Annotated in this window: 17 protein-coding genes, 1 tRNA gene and 1 pseudogene; 10 read left to right on the top strand and 9 right to left on the bottom strand. The window is 72.6% G+C overall.

The genetic code is table 11. From position 1 onward, the window contains the following. Positions 1 to 190 precede the first annotated feature (190 nt). Together OG389_RS17950 and OG389_RS17945 are read left to right on the top strand one after the other, a co-directional pair. Complete coding sequence (locus OG389_RS17950) at positions 191 to 868, top strand: hypothetical protein (RefSeq protein ID WP_328299506.1); 678 nt, start codon at positions 191 to 193, stop codon at positions 866 to 868. Positions 869 to 1116: 248 nt separating this feature from the next. After that, positions 1117 to 1192: transfer RNA gene (locus OG389_RS17945), tRNA-Thr, on the top strand. 83 nt (positions 1193 to 1275) lie between these two features. Here OG389_RS17945 and OG389_RS17940 read toward each other — a convergent pair. After that, a complete protein-coding gene (locus OG389_RS17940; protein WP_328299505.1) occupies positions 1276 to 2658 on the bottom strand; it encodes an NAD(P)/FAD-dependent oxidoreductase in 1383 nt (460 codons plus the stop codon). A gap of 191 nt (positions 2659 to 2849) precedes the next feature. Between OG389_RS17940 and OG389_RS17935 the strand changes: the two genes are divergently transcribed. The 3 genes from OG389_RS17935 to OG389_RS17925 all read left to right on the top strand — a co-directional run bounded on the left by OG389_RS17935 (position 2850) and on the right by OG389_RS17925 (position 5056). Next, positions 2850 to 3536, top strand: a complete 687-nt coding sequence (locus tag OG389_RS17935) for a DsbA family protein (RefSeq protein WP_328299504.1) — start codon at positions 2850 to 2852, stop codon at positions 3534 to 3536. Positions 3537 to 3611: 75 nt separating this feature from the next. Then, positions 3612 to 4526: an aminoglycoside phosphotransferase family protein gene (locus tag OG389_RS17930; protein ID WP_443059299.1), complete on the top strand. Its 915-nt coding sequence runs from the start codon at positions 3612 to 3614 to the stop codon at positions 4524 to 4526. Between the two features lie 53 nt (positions 4527 to 4579). Further along, positions 4580 to 5056 (top strand): GNAT family N-acetyltransferase, encoded by a 477-nt coding sequence (locus OG389_RS17925; protein ID WP_328299503.1) that lies wholly within the window; start codon positions 4580 to 4582, stop codon positions 5054 to 5056. 130 nt (positions 5057 to 5186) lie between these two features. Here the strand turns inward: OG389_RS17925 and OG389_RS17920 are convergent, their stop codons facing one another. Further along, positions 5187 to 6179: a zinc-binding dehydrogenase gene (locus tag OG389_RS17920; protein WP_328303876.1), complete on the bottom strand. Its 993-nt coding sequence runs from the start codon at positions 6177 to 6179 to the stop codon at positions 5187 to 5189. Positions 6180 to 6326: 147 nt separating this feature from the next. Here OG389_RS17920 and OG389_RS17915 point away from each other — a divergent pair, with 147 nt between their 5' ends. Beyond that, entirely contained in the window at positions 6327 to 7001 is a 675-nt protein-coding gene (locus OG389_RS17915; RefSeq protein ID WP_328299502.1) for a pentapeptide repeat-containing protein, read from the top strand. A gap of 205 nt (positions 7002 to 7206) precedes the next feature. Here OG389_RS17915 and OG389_RS17910 read toward each other — a convergent pair whose 3' ends face one another. Beyond that, on the bottom strand, positions 7207 to 7710 hold the full coding sequence (locus OG389_RS17910) for a hypothetical protein (protein WP_328303874.1): 504 nt from the start codon (positions 7708 to 7710) through the stop codon (positions 7207 to 7209). 445 nt (positions 7711 to 8155) lie between these two features. Between OG389_RS17910 and OG389_RS17905 the strand changes: the two genes are divergently transcribed. Beyond that, positions 8156 to 8902 (top strand): sensor histidine kinase, encoded by a 747-nt coding sequence (locus tag OG389_RS17905; RefSeq protein ID WP_328299501.1) that lies wholly within the window; start codon positions 8156 to 8158, stop codon positions 8900 to 8902. Positions 8903 to 9060: 158 nt separating this feature from the next. Then, positions 9061 to 9669 (top strand): response regulator transcription factor, encoded by a 609-nt coding sequence (locus OG389_RS17900; RefSeq protein WP_328299500.1) that lies wholly within the window; start codon positions 9061 to 9063, stop codon positions 9667 to 9669. Between the two features lie 55 nt (positions 9670 to 9724). Here the strand turns inward: OG389_RS17900 and OG389_RS17895 are convergent. The 4 genes and pseudogenes from OG389_RS17895 to OG389_RS17880 form a co-directional block, all read right to left on the bottom strand. After that, positions 9725 to 10704, bottom strand: a pseudogene (locus OG389_RS17895) (IS5 family transposase). A 73-nt stretch (positions 10705 to 10777) separates the two neighbouring features. Then, positions 10778 to 11389: a nuclear transport factor 2 family protein gene (locus OG389_RS17890; RefSeq protein ID WP_328299499.1), complete on the bottom strand. Its 612-nt coding sequence runs from the start codon at positions 11387 to 11389 to the stop codon at positions 10778 to 10780. A 168-nt stretch (positions 11390 to 11557) separates the two neighbouring features. After that, entirely contained in the window at positions 11558 to 12178 is a 621-nt protein-coding gene (locus OG389_RS17885) for a response regulator transcription factor (protein ID WP_328299498.1), read from the bottom strand. Positions 12179 to 12234: 56 nt separating this feature from the next. Next, positions 12235 to 13551: a sensor histidine kinase gene (locus tag OG389_RS17880; protein WP_443059298.1), complete on the bottom strand. Its 1317-nt coding sequence runs from the start codon at positions 13549 to 13551 to the stop codon at positions 12235 to 12237. Between the two features lie 434 nt (positions 13552 to 13985). Between OG389_RS17880 and OG389_RS17875 the strand changes: the two genes are divergently transcribed. Then, positions 13986 to 14537 (top strand): GlcG/HbpS family heme-binding protein, encoded by a 552-nt coding sequence (locus tag OG389_RS17875; RefSeq protein ID WP_328299497.1) that lies wholly within the window; start codon positions 13986 to 13988, stop codon positions 14535 to 14537. 35 nt (positions 14538 to 14572) lie between these two features. Then, positions 14573 to 15997 (top strand): M1 family metallopeptidase, encoded by a 1425-nt coding sequence (locus OG389_RS17870; protein ID WP_328299496.1) that lies wholly within the window; start codon positions 14573 to 14575, stop codon positions 15995 to 15997. 34 nt (positions 15998 to 16031) lie between these two features. Here OG389_RS17870 and OG389_RS17865 read toward each other — a convergent pair whose 3' ends face one another. Both OG389_RS17865 and OG389_RS17860 read right to left on the bottom strand, forming a co-directional pair. Next, positions 16032 to 16541 carry a GNAT family N-acetyltransferase gene (locus OG389_RS17865; RefSeq protein WP_328303871.1) on the bottom strand — a complete coding sequence of 170 codons (510 nt, stop codon included), beginning with the start codon at positions 16539 to 16541 and terminating at the stop codon, positions 16032 to 16034. Positions 16542 to 16660: 119 nt separating this feature from the next. Next, positions 16661 to 17236, bottom strand: coding sequence for a TerD family protein (locus tag OG389_RS17860; RefSeq protein WP_328299495.1), 576 nt, complete (start codon positions 17234 to 17236; stop codon positions 16661 to 16663). Between the last annotated feature and the right edge of the window lie 95 nt (positions 17237 to 17331).

The following is a 17331-nucleotide window of genomic DNA, read 5'->3' as shown; positions in this document are numbered from 1 at the left end:
CGTGCCGGACGATCCGAGTGGAAGGTCTAGTCCAGTAACTGGACTCGGTCCCGACGCTACCCGCCCCAGCCCCTCCTGTCAGCACCTGGACCAGGTGACTTCGCCGACGTGCGGAGCCCGCTGCCGGGGGTCGCCTGTAGGAGCCGCCTGCCGGGGGCCGCTGTCAGAGGCGGCTGCTTGGATCCCGACCATGACCATCTACGACCTGACCCGCGCCCTGCCCGACATCGCGACCCTGCGCGACCGCTGCCGGGCGATGGCGGCACTGGAACTGGTGATCAGCGGCAACGAGGGCGACTGCTACTTCTCGTACGACCCGGCGTGGGGCCAGGGCGAGGAAGTGGCCCTGATGGACAACGGCTCGGGCGACGACTACGCGATCGTCTTCACCGGGGCGGGGGTCTTCGGCTTCGGCTTCGACCACGAGTCGCCGATGAGCCCGTGGGCCGGTGACGAGGGGGCTCCGTGGCCGGGGCTGATCGACGGGATACCGGAGGTCCTCCTGCCGTTGACGACCGAGCCCGCCTTCTGCCAGGGGGAGGGTGTCCTCAACGCGACCGCCGTCTTCTGGCGCGAGACCGCCGACACGGCCTGGCGCGCGGGCAAGGTCGAGTTCCCGGAGGGCCGGTCCGACCCGGACGGTACCGACTACCTCTTCGACATCCTGGCCGCCGGCACCCCGGAGGCCTACCACGCCTTCGCCGAGGACTACTACGAGACCGACCTGCCCCTGGAGGCCGTCCGGCACGTGTGGTCACTGCGCCCGCTCACCCAGGCCGTGGTCGACGCCCTCAACCCGGGCCTCCCGCTGGAGGCGGTGGCCCCGCGGCTGGTACGGGCGGGGTACCCGCAGACTCCACAGGTGTGAAGACCGACGGCCCGTCGGCCCCTGTCGGGCGGCAGCGCCGTCGCCACCGGCCGGTACGGCCGCAAGCCCTCGTCCCGGAGGGTCACGGCGGCGTTCCCGTCCCCTCCGGTCCAAGGGTCGGACGGCACTCCAGTACGTAGAGCGAACGGATGGGCGGAGGGTTACGGAGGGCCGGAAAGTTCTTCGCGGCGAGGTCTGGCGGCTGTGTAGAGTGAAGGCGATTCTGCGCACTGTGCAGTGTCATGTGTGCCGCCTTAGCTCAGTTGGTAGAGCACCGGCTTTGTAACCCGAAGGTCATCGGTTCGATTCCGATAGGCGGCTCCATCCCAGGTCAGAGGCTCGCCGACCAAGGGATTCGTACAGAAGCGGAAGGCCCCGGACGATCGTCCGGGGCCTTTTGCATGCCCTCAGCCGCGGCCCGAGATGCGGTCCGCCAGGCGGGCCAGCGGGGCCGTCGTCGGGGTGTGGGTGGTGGATTCGCGGCGGTCGGCCTCGCGGTACGCGGCGTAGAGGGCCTGGACGCCGAGCCAGCGGAAGGGCTCCGGCTCCCAGCGGCGGACGCGGTGGTTGACCCAGGGGAGGGTGGTCAGGTCCGTGCTGTCGCCCAGGATCAGGTCGCGCAGGGTGCGGGCGGCGAGGTTCGACGTGGCTACGCCGGAGCCGACGTAGCCGCCGGCCCAGCCGAGGCCCGTGGTGGCGTCCAGGGTGACCGTGGCGCACCAGTCCCGGGGCACTCCCAGGACGCCCGACCAGGCGTGGGTGATCTCGATGCCGGTGAGGACGGGGAAGAAGGACTCCAGGAGTCGGGTGAGGGCGGCGATCGTCGAGGGCTGGGTGCGGCCGTCGTTGTCGGTGCGGGAGCCGTAGCGGTAGGGGACTCCGCGGCCGCCGATGGCGATGCGGTCGTCGGCGGTGCGCTGGGCGTACATGTAGGCGTGGGCCATGTCGCCGAGGGTGGCCGCGTCGGACCAGCCGAGTTGGGACCAGACCTCCGGGGGGAGGGGGGCCGTGGCGATCATGGAGGAGTTCATGGGGAGCCAGGAGCGCTTCTGGCCCTTGAGGGCGGCGGTGAAGCCCTCGGTGCAGCGCAGTACGTACGGTGCGCGGACCGTGCCGTACGGGGTGACGGCCCGGCGGGGGGCGATTTCGGTGACGGGTGTCGATTCGTGGATGGTGACGCCGAGGCGTTCGCAGGCGGCGGCGAGTCCCTTGACGAGTTTCAGTGGGTGGATGCGGGCTCCGTGCGGGGTCCAGGAGGAGCCCACCGCGTCGGCGATGTCGATGCGGGCGCGGGTGTCGGTGGCGTCGTAGAGCTCGCGGTCCGTTTCGCCGAAGGCGAGTTCGGCGGCGTGGAAGGTTTTGAGGCGGCTCAGCTGGGCGGGGGTGCGGGCGACTTCGAGGACTCCGCCGCGGTGGATGTCGGCGTCGATGCCCTCCTTGGCGGCGGTGTCGACGACTTCGGTGACGGTGTCGTTCATGGCGTGCTGGAGGCGCTGGGCGGCGTCGTGGCCGTGGAGGGTGGCGTAGCGGTCGCGGCCGGCGATGCCGTTGTAGAGCCAGCCGCCGTTGCGGCCGGAGGCCCCGTAGCCGCAGAACTTCTGCTCCAGGACGGTGACTCGCAGGTCGGGGGCCGCGGTCTTGAGGTAGTACGCGGTCCACAGGCCGGTGTAGCCGCCGCCGACGACGACCACGTCGGCGGTGGTGTCGGCGGTGAGGGGGGCGCGGGGTGGGCGGGAGGTGGCGGTCTCGTCCGTCGCGTACCAGAAGGAAATTCCGCCGTTGATCGTCATGGGGGAGTTGGTACACCTCGTTCCGGATGGGTGTCCAGGGACGTGACGTCGGGTTTCCGGGCGTGAGGGGTGGCCGAATGACTGATGTGGGCGGGTGGTTTCGTCCTTAGGGTGGGGCGGGGATTTTGTCAGGTTTTTGTATGAGAGGTTCGGTTTGTATGGCGCGGGTCGCAGGAGCAGGACGTCTTGTCGTGGCGGTCGTGTCGGCCGCGCTGCTGGGTGGGGCGGTCGTCGGTTGTGGCTCCGGTTCCGGTGAGGGGAGGCCTTCGGCCACCTCTGAGGTCGTGGTGCGGACCAGTCCGATCGCCGGTCAGCTCGCGGGGTTGCCGGCGGAGGTGGACGGGCCGAGGATCGTCGTCGGGAAGCTGGACGCGCCGCGTACGGCGCAGGTGCTGGTGGACCCCAAGTGCGGGTACTGCGCGCGGTTCGAGGAGGCGGGCGGTGAATCCCTGCTGAAGCTGGCGGTCGCCGGTCAGGTCAGGATCGAGTACGTGCTGGCGTCGTTCCTGGACCAGGGCGGGGTGAGCGGTTCGGCCAAGGCGGTCAACGCGTTGCGTGCGTCCGTCGATGCGGGGAAGTTCGCGGAGTACCACGCGGCGGTCTTCGCGAGTCAGCCGAAGGGGAAGTTCACCGAGGAGCTGTTGCTGAAGATCGCGGACAGGGTGCCGGGGCTGCGTGGGGCGGAGTTCGACGCGGCGGTGAGGGAGCGGAAGTACCAGGGTTGGGTCGGTGAGGCCGAGGAGGGCTTCGAGGCGACGGGTGCGAGGGCGACGCCGATGGTGTTGGTGGAGGGGAAGCCGGTCGGGTCGAGGGACGGGTCGCTCTTCGACGCGCGGGCGTTCGTGGGGGCGCTGAAGGACGCGGGTGTCGGAGCCTAGGCTCGGGGGATGAGCGGCGGCGGTGGAACTGGTGGGTTCGGGGGCGCCGGGGGCGATGACTGCGGCACGGACGGTGTGGACGGTCTCCGTGGCTTCGGTGGGGTTCCCGATGCTTTCGCGCGGGCGCGGTTGTCCGACGGCGGCGTGGCCGGGCGGGAGTTCGTCGAGGCTCTGCCGGCGCGGGTGGCGGTGTTCTTGCAGCGGTGGGGGCTGCGGGTGACGGGGCCCGGTATGTACGGGGTGACGGCTCTGGTGCTGCCGGTGGAGCGGGTGGACGGGACGGCGGCGGCGCTGAAGCTGCCCGCGCCGGACGAGGAGAGCGCCGGGGAGGCGCTCGCGCTGCGGGCGTGGGGCGGGGAGGGCTGCGTGCGGTTGCTGGCGCAGGACGCGGGGACGGGGACGCTGCTGCTGGAGCGGCTCGACGAGGGGCGCCACCTGTCGGGGTTGGCGGTACGGGATTCCAGGCGGGCGGTGGAGATCGTCGGGGGTCTGCTGGCGCGGCTGACGGCGGTGCCCGCGCCGGCCGGGCTGCGGAGGCTCGGGGATGTGGTGGCGGGGATGCTGGAGGAGGCGGGGTCGGGGGTTCTGGCGCGGGTGGCGGACGGCCGGGCGCGGGCGCTGGTCGGTGATTGTGCGGCGGCGGTACGGGAGGTGGCGGAGGAGCCGGGGGACCGGTTGCTGCACTGGGACCTGCACTACGACAACGTGCTGGCGGGCGGGCGGGAGCCGTGGCTGGCGATCGATCCGAAGCCGCTCGCCGGCGACCCGGGTTTCGAGTTGTTGCCGGCGTTGGTCAACAACTTCCGTGCGGGGGAGGTGCGGTGGCGTTTCGAGCTGCTGGCGGAGGCGGTGGGGGCGGACCGGGAGCGGGCGCGGGCGTGGACGCTGGGCCGGGTGCTGCAGAACTGTCTGTGGGACTTGGCGGACGGGGAGCAGCCGGCGGTGGTGCAGCTGGGGGTGGCGGAGTCGTTGCTGGGGCGGGTGCGGTGAGAGGCCGGGCCGGGGGCCGGGGCTTCGGGGGCGGTGAACCGTAGGGTGCGGGGATGATCCGTAGTGTTGTCGCCAGCGACGTTCCCGTCATCCACACCATGATCCGGGAGCTCGCGGAGTACGAGAAGGTGCCGCACGAGGCGCGTGCCACAGAGGAGCAGTTGCGGGAGGCGTTGTTCGGGGAGCGTCCGGCGGCGTTCGCGCACGTCGCCTGCACGCCGGAGGGCGAGGTGGCCGGGTTCGCGCTGTGGTTCCTCAGTTTCTCGACGTGGCGCGGGGTGCACGGCATCTATCTGGAGGACCTGTACGTACGTCCGGGTGTGCGCGGTGGCGGCTATGGGAAGGCGTTGCTGCGGGAGTTGGCGCGGATCTGTGTGGAGCGTGGCTACGAGCGGCTGGAGTGGGCCGTTCTCGACTGGAACGCGCCTGCGATCGATTTCTACCGGTCGGTCGGAGCGGTGTCGATGGACGAGTGGACCGTGAACCGGCTGACGGACGACGCGCTGCGCAAGCTGGGCGGGGCCCTGTAGCGGCCGGGGTCCCGCGCGTTGTGCGGTGTGTCGGGGGAGCGCGAAGGTCCGGGGCGGGACGATCGCGGGCCCTCGTAACCCACCGAGGACTGTTCCGCCCCCGTGGTGCGGAGGGTTGGTGGGGTGCCTCCTAGGGTTCCAGGACGACCTTGCCGGTGGTGGCACGGTTTTCCAGGTCGCGGTGGGCCGTGGCGGCTTCGCCGAGGGGGTAGCGCTGGAGGGCCGGGCGGAGGCGGCCGCTGGCGGCTTCGGTGAGGGCTCGGGTTTCGAGGAGGCGCAGGGGGTCGTCGCCGCCGGCGCGCTGGAGCATGGCGGGGCCGAGGACGTTGAGTGTGGTGACGGAGCGGGCTTCGAGGGCGGCGCGGTCGGTGTCCGTGAGTGGGACCGGGCCGGCGGACCAGCCGAAGACGAGGTGGCGGGCGCCGTCGGCGAGGAGGTCGAGGGCGGTGCGGGTGATGGTGCCGCCGACGGAGTCGAAGAGGACGGTGGCGCCGTCGGGGTGGTGCGCGCGGACGGTGTCGGCCCAGTCGGGGCGGGTGTAGTCGAGGGCGAGGTCGGCGCCGTTGGCGGTGGCCAGGGCGGTCTTGGCGGGGCCGCCGGCGAGGGCGACGACGGTGGCTCCGGCGTGCTTGGCGTACTGGACGAGCAGGGTGCCGATGCCGCCCGCGGCGGCGGGGACCAGGGCGACGGAGCCGGGGCCGAGGTCGGCGAACTGGAGGATGCCGAGCGTGGTGCGGCCGGTGCCGATCATGGCGACGGCGGTGGCGGGGTCGAGGCCGGGCGGGACGGTGTGCAGTCGGTCGGCGTCGGCGACGGCGTATTCGGCGTAGCCGCCGGGGGCGAACCCGAGGTGGACCACGACGGGTCGGCCGAGCCAGGCGGGGTCGGTGCCGGGGCCGAGGGCGTCGACGGTGCCGGCGACTTCGCGGCCGGGGATGGTCGGGAGCGCGGGGAGCGGTGCGGGTGGGCCCTGGATTCCGCGGCGCAGGGAGGTGTCGAGCAGGTGGACGCCGGCGGCGGCGACGGCGATGCGGACCTGGCCGGGGGCCGGGGTGGGGCGGGGGACTGGTTCGTAGGAGAGGTTCTCGGCGGGGCCGAAGGCGTGGAGGCGGACGGCGCGCATGTCGGCCGGCCCGACTGGGGTGGGGGTCGGGCCGGCGGTGTGGGCGGGGGTGGTGGTCATGGGGAAAGGGTCTGACCTCAAGTGGGGTTGAGGTCAAGGGGTGGGGTTGTCGGTGGGGTTGTCGGTGGGGTGGGCGAGGATGGGGAGATGGTGCGAAACGGGCAGAGGCAGACGGTGAAGGCGGCGAAGCGGCCGGAGGTGCGGCTGCCGGAGCTGAGCGCGTGGGAGGGCGGTGGGCTGGAGCCGGACGGGGACTACGACGGGCTGGAGCTCGAGGACCTTGACCTGGCGGGTCAGGACGGGCGGGGGTCCCGGTTCATGGACTGCGCGCTACGGCGATGCGCGCTGGACGAGAGCGTGCTGGCCAATGCGCGGTTCCTGGACTCGGTGCTGGAGGGCGTCCGAGGCGTCGGGACCGACCTGTCGGGGGCCTCGCTGCGGGACGTCGAACTGCTGGAAGCCCGGCTGGGCGGGGTGCAGTTGCACGGGGCGGTGCTGGAGCGGGTGCTCGTGCGCGGGGGCAAGATCGACTATCTGAACCTGCGGATGGCCAAGCTGAAGGACGTGGTCTTCGAGGGGTGCGTGCTGGTGGAGCCGGACTTCGGGGGTGCGGTGATGGAGCGGGTGGAGTTCCGGGACTGCGCGGTGCGGGGGGCGGATTTCGCGGGGGCGCGGATGGCGGAGGTGGACCTGCGGGGGGCGGTGGAGCTGGGCATCGCGCGGGGGGTGGAGGCGTTGGCGGGGGCGGTGATCAGCCCGGCGCAGCTGTTCGACCTGGCGCCGGCGTTGGCCGCGCAGGTGGGGCTGCGGGTCTTGGCGTAGCCGCCTGGCTGGGTGGGGGCGGCGCGGCTTGGTTTGGCGCGGCCTGGCTCGGGTGGGGCCTCTTCGGCCTGGCCGGGCGCGGCTCCGGCTGCCCCAGCCGCGCCGGCGTTTGAGGTGCGGGGGTCCGGGCCCGGGTGCTGGTGCCGGGGAGCGGCGCCGCACGTGGCTGCGGGGCCGGGGAGCATCCCCGAACCCCGTGCGGGGGCTACGCCGGGAGGCGGGGGAAGCGGGACTGGAGGGTCCAGATGATGGGGTTGTCGGCCAGACCGTCGTGCATGTCGATGAGGTCCGCGATCACGTCGTGGAGGAAGTCGCGTGCCTCGCGGCGCAGCAGCCGGTGGCTGAAGGTGAGGGGCGCTTCCTCCGGCGGCATCCAGTCGGCTTCGATGTCGACCCAGCCGAAGCGCCGCTCGAAGAGCATGCGGTCGGAGGACTCGGTGAAGTCGAGTTCGGCGTACTGCCGGTTGGCGGCGCGGCTGCCGCGCGGGTCCTGGTCGAGTTGCTCGACGATGTCGCACAGCGCCCAGGCGAAGTCCAGTACCGGCACCCATCCCCAGGCTGTGGACACTTCCCGGTCCGCGTTGGTGTCCGCGAGGTAGACGTCCCCGCAGAACAGGTCGTGGCGCAGCGAGTGGACGTCCGCCGAGCGGTAGTCGGTCTGCGGGGGGTCGGGGAAGCGCCGGGAGAGGGAGTAGCCGATGTCGAGCACGTAGCCGATGGTGTCACGTGCGGGGCGGGTGGTCCCACCTGCGGCCTTGGTGGTGGCGGGGACCGGCCTGGCGGTGGCGACGGTGGGCCCGGTGGTGGCCGGGGCCGGCCTGGCGGTGTCACGCGCGGCCCCGTGGGGTGAGGGCACGACCGGTGGTAGCGAGTACGGCGCCGGTGGTGGCCGGGAATGGTTCCGGGCGTGGGGGGTGCGGGACCGGGGGCGGCTCGTGTGCGGTGGTGGCGGGGCTCGGCGGTGGGCGTTGAGCGGCGGGCGGTGCCGGGCTGGTCGTGGTGCGTGGGGAGGCGGGTGGGGCCCGGGTGCGGAAGCGGCGGGGTGGCGTGAATGGGGTGGATCAGAGTTCCTGATCCTTCCCGGGGAGGCCGGTTCCTTCGGTTTAAGCTCGGCCCGTCCGGGGGGTCGTGGGGGTGAGGGGACGGGGACGGTCATGGCGGCTGCGGGGGGACAGGGCGAGGCGGTGGCGGACGGGGTGCTCCGGGAGCGCAACCGGCTCGCCGCCGAGTTGCACGACACCGTGGCGCAGGGCCTGACCAGCATGCACCTGCTGCTCGATGCCGCCGATCGGGAGTGGACGCGGGAGCCCGGCCAGGCCCGGCGGCTCGTCCGGCAGGCCGCGGTGGCCGCGCGCGAGAACCTCGCCGAGGCCCGGCGGCTGATACACGATCTTGCTCCGCCCGAGCTGGACGGCGGGTCGTTGCCCGAGGCCCTGCGCGGGTTGTGCGCGGGGGCGGAGGGGGCCCGGTTCCGGCTGGAGGGGGAACCCCGCCGGCTGGATTGGAGGGTCGAGGGGGCGGTGTTACGGGCGGCGCAGGGAGCGCTGGCCAACGTACGCCGCCACGCGCGGGCCTCGGCGACCGTGGTGACCCTGACCTACCAGCCGTACGTGGTCGCCCTGGACGTGTGGGACGACGGCGTCGGGTTCGATCCGGCCGGGGCAGGTGGCGGGGACGGCCTGCGGCTGCTGCGGCGCCGGATCGGGTACCTGGGGGGTACGGCCACGGTGGAGAGCACTCCGGGCGGGGGCACCGTGGTGTCGGTCTGCCTGCCGGCTCCGGCCCCGGCCCCGGCTTCAGCCCCGGTGTCGGGATCAGCCCCGGCCCTGGCCTCCGCCTCGGCCCCAGCAACAGACCCGGCCCCGGGCCAAGCCCCGGCCACAGCACCGGATCCGGCATGACGGGCATGGCGAGAGCGGCGGGCATGACGGGCGCGGCGAGAGCGGCGGGCACCGTAGGCACGCCGGGTACGCCGGGTACGCCGGGTACGCCGGGTACGCCGGGTACGCCGGGGGCGGCCGGTGCGGTGAGGGTGGGTGGGGCGGTGCGGATTCTGCTGGTGGACGATCATCCCGTCGTGCGGGCCGGGCTGCGGGCGTTGTTGTCCGGGTGTGCCGAGTTCGAGGTGTGCGGGGAGGCGGCGGACGGGGGTGCGGCGTTGCGGCTGGTTCGTGAGCTGGCTCCGGATCTGGTGCTGATGGACATCCGGATGGGGCCGGGCATGTGCGGGGTCGAGACCACACGGCGGATCGGCCGGCTGCCCGCGCCGCCCCGGGTGGTGGTACTGACCAGCTACGAGTCCGACGCGTACATCGTGCGGGCGGTGGAGGCGGGCGTGGCGGGGTACCTGCTGAAGGGGTCCCCGCCCGACCTGCTGTTCCAGTCGCTGCGGACGGTCGCGGCGGGCGATTCGGCGCTGTCGCCCTCGGTGGTCTCGCGGCTGATGAACGCCTACCGGGCGCCGCGGGCGGCGCTGACTGCCCGGGAGACCGAGATCCTGGAGCTGATCGCGACGGGCCGCTCCAACCGGGAGATCGGCTCGGCGCTGTTCATCAGCGGGACGACGGTCAAGACCCACCTCGTGCACGTCTACGAGAAGCTCGGGGTGGAGAACCGTACGGCGGCCGTGAGGGCGGCCGTCGACCGCGGACTCATCGGGTTGGGGTAGCCCCCGCCGGGCCGCCGGGCCGCCGGGCCGGACTAGGGCGTGTGTGGGGTTGTGATCAGTCGGCGGTTTTGAGGAGGTCGTCGATCCAGATCATTGCGGCGCGGAGGTGGAGGCCGGCGAGGTAGCTGCCTGGGGTTTTGTCGTAGCGGGTGGCGATGCCTCGCCAGGCTTTCAGCTTGTTGATCAGGCGCTCGACGGTGTTCCGTTCCTTGTAGAGGTCGGCGTCGTGGCTGACGGGCCGGCCGCCTCGTGCGCCCTTCTTCCTGCGGTTGGCGGCCTGGTCCTTCTTCTCCGGGATGACGGCCTTGATTCCGCGTTTGCGCAGGTAGGCGCGGTTGCCGCGGGACGAGTACGCCTTATCCGCGGCGACCGCACCAGGCGTCGTGCGGGGACGGCCGACCGGCAGGCGGACTCGCACCTTCGCGAGCACGGGGACGAACTGCGGGCTGTCCCCGGCCTGCCCGGCAGTCAGGACCAGCGCCAGCGGACGACACCGGCGGTCCACAGCGAGATGAATCTTGCTCGTAAGGCCGCCCCGGGACCGGCCGAGCAGGGCTTCCTTCAGGCGGAGCCTGCGTCGGCGCCGGATGCGCCGACGTTCGTCCAGTCCGTTCTGTTCCTCCGCGCCGCCCCCTTTTGCCGGGCCGTCACCTGCTCCTCCACGGCTTCCTCCAGGGCCTTCATCAGGTGCTTGCTGACGCGCATCCCCGCGGCATCGTGGTGAGCGCGGACCGTGGTGGAGTCCACGCTGACCAGCGACAAATCCGTCCTGCCCGCCCGGGCACCCTCGGCGATCAAGCCCTCCAGCAGGGCCGTGAACACACCGGCGTCCCGCCACACGCGGAAGCGCCCGTAGACAGTGGCCCAGGAACCGAACTCGGCAGGCATCTCCCGCCACTGACCACTGGAGCGGAACCGCCAGATCACACCCTCGAACTGCTCCCGCAACCGCTCCGGATACGGACCGTACCTACCGATCGGCAGATACGGCTCGATGAACTTCCACTGGGCATGGGTCAGTTGCCTACGCGTCACCACCACAGTCCTACCGGAATCGACCCCTTGAAGAGGGCAGAACCCAGCAGTTGATCACGACATCACACAGGCCCTAGTTCGGGTACGCGATCGGGACCGCGGTGCCGTTGTACTGCCACAGCGGGGAGAAGACGCGCTTGCGGATCTTCCACACGCCGAGGGACTTCACGTACTCGTCGCGGTAGCGGATGCCGCGCACGACGACGGTCTCCGGGGCGGTCGCGGTGGCCGGGTAGACGAGCTGGGCGGTCGCGTGGCTGTCGCCGGTCGCGGTCCGGCCGGTGACGCGGATGTAGGCGTTGGCCGTGACGTGGGTGGAGTAGCCCCAGGCGGCGGCGCCGTCGAGGTTGGCGACGACCGCCTCGATGCCGGACTTGACGATGCCGGCGGTGCCGTCGGGGTGAGCCAGCACGACGAGGGTGGCGTCTTCGGTGAACAGGGTCCGGAAGACCGTCTTGTCCTTGGTGTCGACGGCGAAGAGGTACGTCTCCAGCAGGCGGTTGATCGCCAGCTCGTCCTCCACCGAACCGGTCGTGCTGCCGTAGGAGGCTGCGGTCAGGTCCTCGGACGCGGCGGCGTTGGCGGGCGTCGCGGCGGCGAGCGCGCCGAGCCCGGCTACGGCGGCACCCGTGCCCAGCATGGTGAGCATGCGGCGGCGTTCCGGGGCGAAATCGGTGGTCGGCATGGCGGGTTCCTCTCGACACGGCTGGTGGCGCCCGGGCCGGTTCGAGGCGGTCCGGACACTCACGAGCCTCCCGTGTCGCCGCCCGCGGGGGATCGGCGCGGCGTACGACCGCGATCTCGTACGGATGGACGATGGGGAGGAGGGCACGGGCCTTGTACGGGCCCCGGGTCAGGGGAGGAGGCGTTGTTCCTTGGCCACCGAGACCGCGCCCGCGCGGGTGTCGACGCCGAGTTTGTCGTAGATGCGGCCCAGGTGGGTCTTGACCGTGGCCTCGCTGATGAACAGTGCGCGGGCGATGTCGCGGTTGCCGAGGCCGCGGGCCAGCTGGCCGAGGATGTCGAGCTCACGGTCGGTCAGGGTGGGCCGGGTGCCGCGCATGTGGGCCATCACGCGGCTGGCCACCGGGGCGGAGAGCGTGGTGCGGCCCTGGGCCGCGGAGTGGATCGCGGCGAAGAGTTCCTCGGGGCGTTCCGCCTTCAGGAGGTATCCCGTGGCGCCCGCGCCGATGGCCCGGGTGATGTCCGCGTCCGTGTCGTACGTGGTGAGGACGAGTACGTGCGGGGGGTTCGGGGCGGTCGTGATGCGGCGGGTGGCTTCCACGCCGTCGATGCCCGCGCCCAGCTGGAGGTCCATCAGGACCACGTCGGGGCGGAGTCTGGCCGCGAGCGCGACCGCCTCCTCCCCGCTGCCGGCCTCGCCGAGCACCTCGATGTCGGGCTCGCTGCCGAGCAGGGCCAGCAGGCCGGCGCGGACCACCACGTGGTCGTCGCACAGGAGGATCGTGGTCATGGTGTGGGCTCCGGGGAGGCAGGGGGGGAAGGGGGAGGGCAGGGGCGTCAGAGGGGTCAGGGGGTCAGGGGGATCGACGCCGAGAGGACCGTGCCTTCGCCCGCGGTGGATTCGATGGTCAGGGTGCCGCCGAGCTGACGGACGCGGGCCCGCATCGCGGGGAGGCCGTGGCCCCGGTTCCCGCGTGCCGGATCCGCGGGATCCGCGGGATCGGCAGGTCCTTCCTGCGGGAATCCGTGGCCGTCGTCGGCAATGTCGAGGACGACCTGGTCGCCCAGGAAGCTCAGAGTGAGGGCCGCGGTACGGGCACCCGCGTGCTCCCGTACGTTCGCCAGCGCGCCCTGCGCGATCCGCAGCAGCGCGGACTCCGTGCGGTCGGGCACGGGGACCGGGGTGCCCTCCAGGTGGAAGCGGACCTCGATGCCGGGGCCCGGGTCCAGTGCGCGCAGGGCGTCCGCGAGGCCGGCGCCGCCGGCGAGCTCGGGCGGTGCGAGGTCGTGGACCAGGCGGCGGGCTTCGGCGAGGCCCCGCGCGGTGATGTCGGTGGCGGTACGGACGTGTGCGCGGGCGGTGGCCGGGTCGGTGTCCCAGGTGCGGTCGGCGGCCTGGAGCAGCATCTGCTGGCTGGACAGGTGCTGGGCCAGGGTGTCGTGGATCTCCATGGACAGCCGCTGCCGTTCGGCGAGGGTGCCGGCGCGGCGTTCGGTGGCGGCGAGTTCCCGGCGGGTGCGGATCAGGTCGTCGATCAGCGCGCGCTGGGCCCGGGCCTGGCGCTCCATGTGGACGAAGACGGCGGTCGCGAGGGCTGCCACGGCGGGCGGGGCGAGGACGAGGTTGGGGTCGAAGGGTTCGGAGGCCGCCCGGGAGAGCTTCAGCTGGGCCGCGACGACGAAGACGGTGAGCAGCGCCACGAGGACGACGGCCGCGCGCGGCGGGAGGGTGCGCAACGCGGTGTAGAAGAGCGGGACGGCGCACCAGGCGAAGCTCGGCGCGAGCACGACGAGGACCACCCAGACGGCGACGACCAGCCCGAGCCACAGGAGGCGGCGCGGGGTGGGGGTGGGCGTGGCGATGGGCGTGGGGGTGGCGATGGTGGCGCCGAGGGCGGGGCCCAGTACGTAGAGCAGGGCGAGGGTGATGCCGAGGGCGATGATCCACGGGGTGCGGGGTTCGCCGGGGTGGCGGAGGAGGAAGCGGGCCACGGAGGCGGCGAGGAGGAGGAAGAAGGCGGTGTGCATGACCGTGGAGAGCGCGCGGGTGTCTTGAGGGGGTGGGGTGGGGCCGGGCGCTGCCGCGGGGGTCGCGGGGCTCTTGGGGCTCGTGGGGGGCGCGCTGGTCACGGGGTGCTCCTGGGGGTGGTGCGGTGCTTCCATGGTGCCGGGTCGTCGTGGGTGCGGGTGGGTGCCGCTGCGCGGGGCTGGTCCCCTACCCGCCCTTCGCCCCTTCGCCCGTTCCCCGGGCTCCGCCCGGACCCGTGCGAGCCCGGGTCGCGCCCGAGGCTCCTGGGGCTGCGCCCCAGACCCCGCGCCTCGAACGCCGGCGGGGCTGGATTCGGCTGACGCCAGCCCCCGTCCGGACGCCAGTGGGGCCGGACAAGTCAGGTAAGCCGTCGGCGGGAGCGTTCCGCATCAGCCGATCGGTCGACCCCGGGGTCAACCGGTGGGGTGGGCGTTGGGAGCCGGTACGGGGACGGGGGGAGCGGGGTGGCCGGGAGAGGGTTGGAGCAACGGCAGGACGGCCAGCCAGCCAGCCCGTAGTCAGCCCGCCGTGCCGACGTACACAGCCGACGTTCACAGGAGCCGCAGACATGAACACCCGCACCCGCGTTCTCACCGGTACCGCCCTCGCCGTCGCCCTCGGTGCCGGAGCCTTCGGCGCGGTCAGCGCCAACGCCGCCCCTGCCCCGGCCGCCGCCCCGGCCGCCGCCGCCGCGAAGAAGGACAGCGACAGGAACTTCACCACCTCCACGCACCTCACCGTCGACGCCGCCACCCGCGCCGCCCAGGCCGCGCTGGAGGCCGCCGAGAAGGAGAACCAGAAGGTGACCGTCGCGGTCGTCGACCGCAACGGCAACACCATCGTCACGCTGCGCGGCGACGGCGCGGGCCCGCAGTCCTACGAGTCGGCGCAGCGCAAGGCCTTCACGGCCGTGTCCTGGAACGCCCCGACCTCGGTGCTCGCGGGCCGTCTGGCGCAGACCCCGAACCTGAAGGACATCCCCGGCACCCTGTTCCTCGGCGGTGGTACCCCCGTCCAGGCCAAGGGCGCCCCGGTCGCGGGCATCGGTGTGGCCGGCGCTCCGAGCGGTGACCTGGACGAGAAGTTCGCCAAGGCCGGTGTGGACGCCCTCGACAAGTAGCCGTCCCACGGGTCACAGCACGTAGTCTCGAACATGTGCGTCACCGTCTTCCCTCCCGCCTCGCCGCCCTTGCCGTCGTCACCCTGATCGCCCTCACCACGGGCTGTACGGGGAAGACCGTGCACGGGCGGCCGGGTGCGTCGGGGGTGCGCGACCCGTACTTCCCGAAGGCCGGCAACGGCGGCTACCAGGTCGAGCACTACGCGCTGGACCTGGACTACGACCCGGCCGACGGCCGGTTGCACGCCACGGCCGTGATCACGGCCCGGGCCGAGCAGGGGCTCAGCTCCTTCAACCTCGACCTCCGCGGGCTCGACGTCGAGAGCGTGAGCGTGCAGGGCGAGGGGGCCCGGTTCAACCGGACCGGCAACGAGCTGACCGTGCGGCCCGCCGACGACCTGGAGCGCGGCGAGGTGTTCCGTACGGAGATCGACTACGCCGGCAGGCCGCGGGCCGTCACCGATCCCGACGGCTCCCAGGAGGGCTGGATCGCCCTCGCGGGCGGTGAGGGCGCGGTCGGTGTCGGTGAGCCCGTCGGGTCGATGGCCTGGTTCCCGGGGAACCACCACCCGAGCGACAAGGCGACCTACGACATCACGGTGACCGTCCCCAAGGGGTACGAGGCCGTGTCCAACGGCGAGTTGCGTTCGCGGCGCGAGGATGGGGACGGGCGGACCGTGTTCGCCTGGCACTGCGCGGAGCCGATGGCGAGCTATCTGGCGACCGTGGCCGTGGGGAAGTTCGAGGTGTCGACCGGGCGGACCGCCTCCGGGATCCCCGTCCACACCGCGGTCGCGCCCGGGGAAGCGGCGGCGAGCGCGGCCGTGCTCGCGCGGTTGCCCGAGATGGTGGAGTGGGGCAACGGCCGGTTCGGCCCGTACCCCTTCTCCTCGACCGGTGCGATCGTGCTGCCCGCGCGGACCCTCGGCTACGCGCTGGAGACGCAGACCCGGCCGGTCTTCTCCGGGGCGCCGGGCAGCGAGGAGCTGCTCCTGCACGAGCTGGCCCACCAGTGGTTCGGGGACTCGGTGTCGCCGAAGTCCTGGAAGGACATGTGGCTCAACGAGGGCTTCGCGACGTACGCCGAGTGGCTGTGGTCGGAGGATCACGGCGGGCCGGGCGCGCAGCAGCACTTCGACGCCTATCTCGCCGGAGACACCGACGTGGACGAGGCGGCGGACTCCGCCTGGGACGCCTTCCCGCCGGCCGCCCCGCCGGGGCCGAAGGACATTTCCTCGGCCCCGGTGTACGGGCGTGGGGCGATGGTCCTGCAGCGGGTCCGGCAGGAGGTCGGCGACGAGAAGTTCTTCGCCCTGCTGCGGGGCTGGGCCGCCGACCACCGGCACGGGAACGCGAGTACGGCCGATTTCACCGCCTACGCGCAGGAGCGGACGGGCCACGACCTGAGGAAGGTCTGGGACGTCTGGCTGTACGGGACGGGCCGGCCGAAGGCCCCGTAGGGCGCCTGACCGGGGCTTTCCGGCCGGAGCGCGGCTACAGCGTCTTGCGCAGGACCGTGCAGGGGCGGCCCGCCTCGCGGTCGGCCGCCTGGCGCAGGACCTCGTAGCCCTGGGCCCGCCAGAACGCGAGGCCCTTCTCGTTGGCGTCGAGTACGGCGATGCGCACGCCCGTGCGTCCGGCGGCGCGGAAGCGTTCCTCGACGAGGGCGACCACGGCCCGGCCGTGGCCTTCGCGGTGCGTGGTGGCGTCGATGAGCAGCAGGCCGATCCACGGGTCCGGGTCCTCGACGGCCGGGTCCGGATGATGGGCGAGGGTGGCGGCCAGGCCCACGAGGCGTCCGGCCGAGCGGGCGAGGAGGACCTCGGCACCGTCGTGGGCGAGCTCGTCGGCGAGGGCGGCTGCGACCTGTTCGACCGTGATGCGGCCGGGGTCGGGGAAATCGCCGCTGAGCTCGAAGAACGCGTGGTTGGTCGCGTAGAGCGTGGCGATTTCGGTGAGGACCGGGCCCGGCAGGGCGCCGTCCTCGACGGGGGCGAGCGGCATGAGGATCACGTACCGAACGGTAGCGAAGCCCCCTCCCCGGACGGCCGGGAGGGGGCTTCAGCTGCGATGACGTCGTGGTGACGTCGGCCGGGCGGGGTGGGCCGCCCGGGGTGGGACGGTCAGACGTTGACGCCGAAGTCCTGGGCGATGCCGGTCAGGCCCGAGGCGTAGCCCTGGCCGACGGCGCGGAACTTCCACTCGGCGCCGTTGCGGTAGAGCTCGCCGAAGACCATGGCGGTCTCGGTCGCCGCGTCCTCGGAGAGGTCGTAGCGGGCGATCTCGGCGCCGCCGGCCTGGTTCACCACGCGGATGTAGGCGTTGCGGACCTGGCCGAAGTTCTGGCTGCGGGTCTCGGCGTCGTAGATGGAGACCGGGAAGACGATCTTGTCCACATCGGCCGGGAGGCCGGCGAGGTTGACGTTGATGGCCTCGTCGTCGCCGGAGCCCTCGCCGGTGCGGTTGTCACCGGTGTGGACGATGGTCTGGTCCGGGGTGGACTTGTTGTTGAAGAAGACGAAGTGGCCGTCGGAGACGACCTTGCCGAGCGCGGTGACCGCGATGGCGGAGGCGTCCAGGTCGAAGTCGACACCGGTCGTCGTGCGTACGTCCCAGCCGAGGCCGACGGTGACGGCCGCGAGGCCCGGGGCCTCCTTGCTGAGCGAGACGTTTCCGCCCTTGGAGAGGCTTACTGCCATGGTGACTGGTGTCCCTTCCTAAGTCCCGCTTGGTCTCGCTCGGTCCCACTCGGTCGTGGACCGCGAGAGTGCCCAAGTTACCGCTGCCCTCCATA

Origin of the sequence: Streptomyces sp. NBC_00435 (genome assembly GCF_036014235.1) — a bacterium.
Taxonomy (GTDB): domain Bacteria; phylum Actinomycetota; class Actinomycetes; order Streptomycetales; family Streptomycetaceae; genus Streptomyces.
Note: the sequence above shows the minus strand (reverse complement) of the source record. Positions and strands in the feature narration are given on the sequence as shown.

Coding starts and splice junctions, on each gene's coding strand:
- OG389_RS17950 (WP_328299506.1), top strand. CDS start 191: ATGACCATCTACGACCTGACCCGCGCCCTGCCCGACATCGCGACCCTG.
- OG389_RS17940 (WP_328299505.1), bottom strand. CDS start 2,658: ATGACGATCAACGGCGGAATTTCCTTCTGGTACGCGACGGACGAGACC.
- OG389_RS17925 (WP_328299503.1), top strand. CDS start 4,580: ATGATCCGTAGTGTTGTCGCCAGCGACGTTCCCGTCATCCACACCATG.
- OG389_RS17920 (WP_328303876.1), bottom strand. CDS start 6,179: ATGCGCGCCGTCCGCCTCCACGCCTTCGGCCCCGCCGAGAACCTCTCC.
- OG389_RS17915 (WP_328299502.1), top strand. CDS start 6,327: ATGGTGCGAAACGGGCAGAGGCAGACGGTGAAGGCGGCGAAGCGGCCG.
- OG389_RS17905 (WP_328299501.1), top strand. CDS start 8,156: ATGGCGGCTGCGGGGGGACAGGGCGAGGCGGTGGCGGACGGGGTGCTC.
- OG389_RS17890 (WP_328299499.1), bottom strand. CDS start 11,389: ATGCCGACCACCGATTTCGCCCCGGAACGCCGCCGCATGCTCACCATG.
- OG389_RS17885 (WP_328299498.1), bottom strand. CDS start 12,178: ATGACCACGATCCTCCTGTGCGACGACCACGTGGTGGTCCGCGCCGGC.
- OG389_RS17880 (WP_443059298.1), bottom strand. CDS start 13,551: ATGGAAGCACCGCACCACCCCCAGGAGCACCCCGTGACCAGCGCGCCC.
- OG389_RS17875 (WP_328299497.1), top strand. CDS start 13,986: ATGAACACCCGCACCCGCGTTCTCACCGGTACCGCCCTCGCCGTCGCC.
- OG389_RS17865 (WP_328303871.1), bottom strand. CDS start 16,541: ATGCCGCTCGCCCCCGTCGAGGACGGCGCCCTGCCGGGCCCGGTCCTC.
- OG389_RS17860 (WP_328299495.1), bottom strand. CDS start 17,236: ATGGCAGTAAGCCTCTCCAAGGGCGGAAACGTCTCGCTCAGCAAGGAG.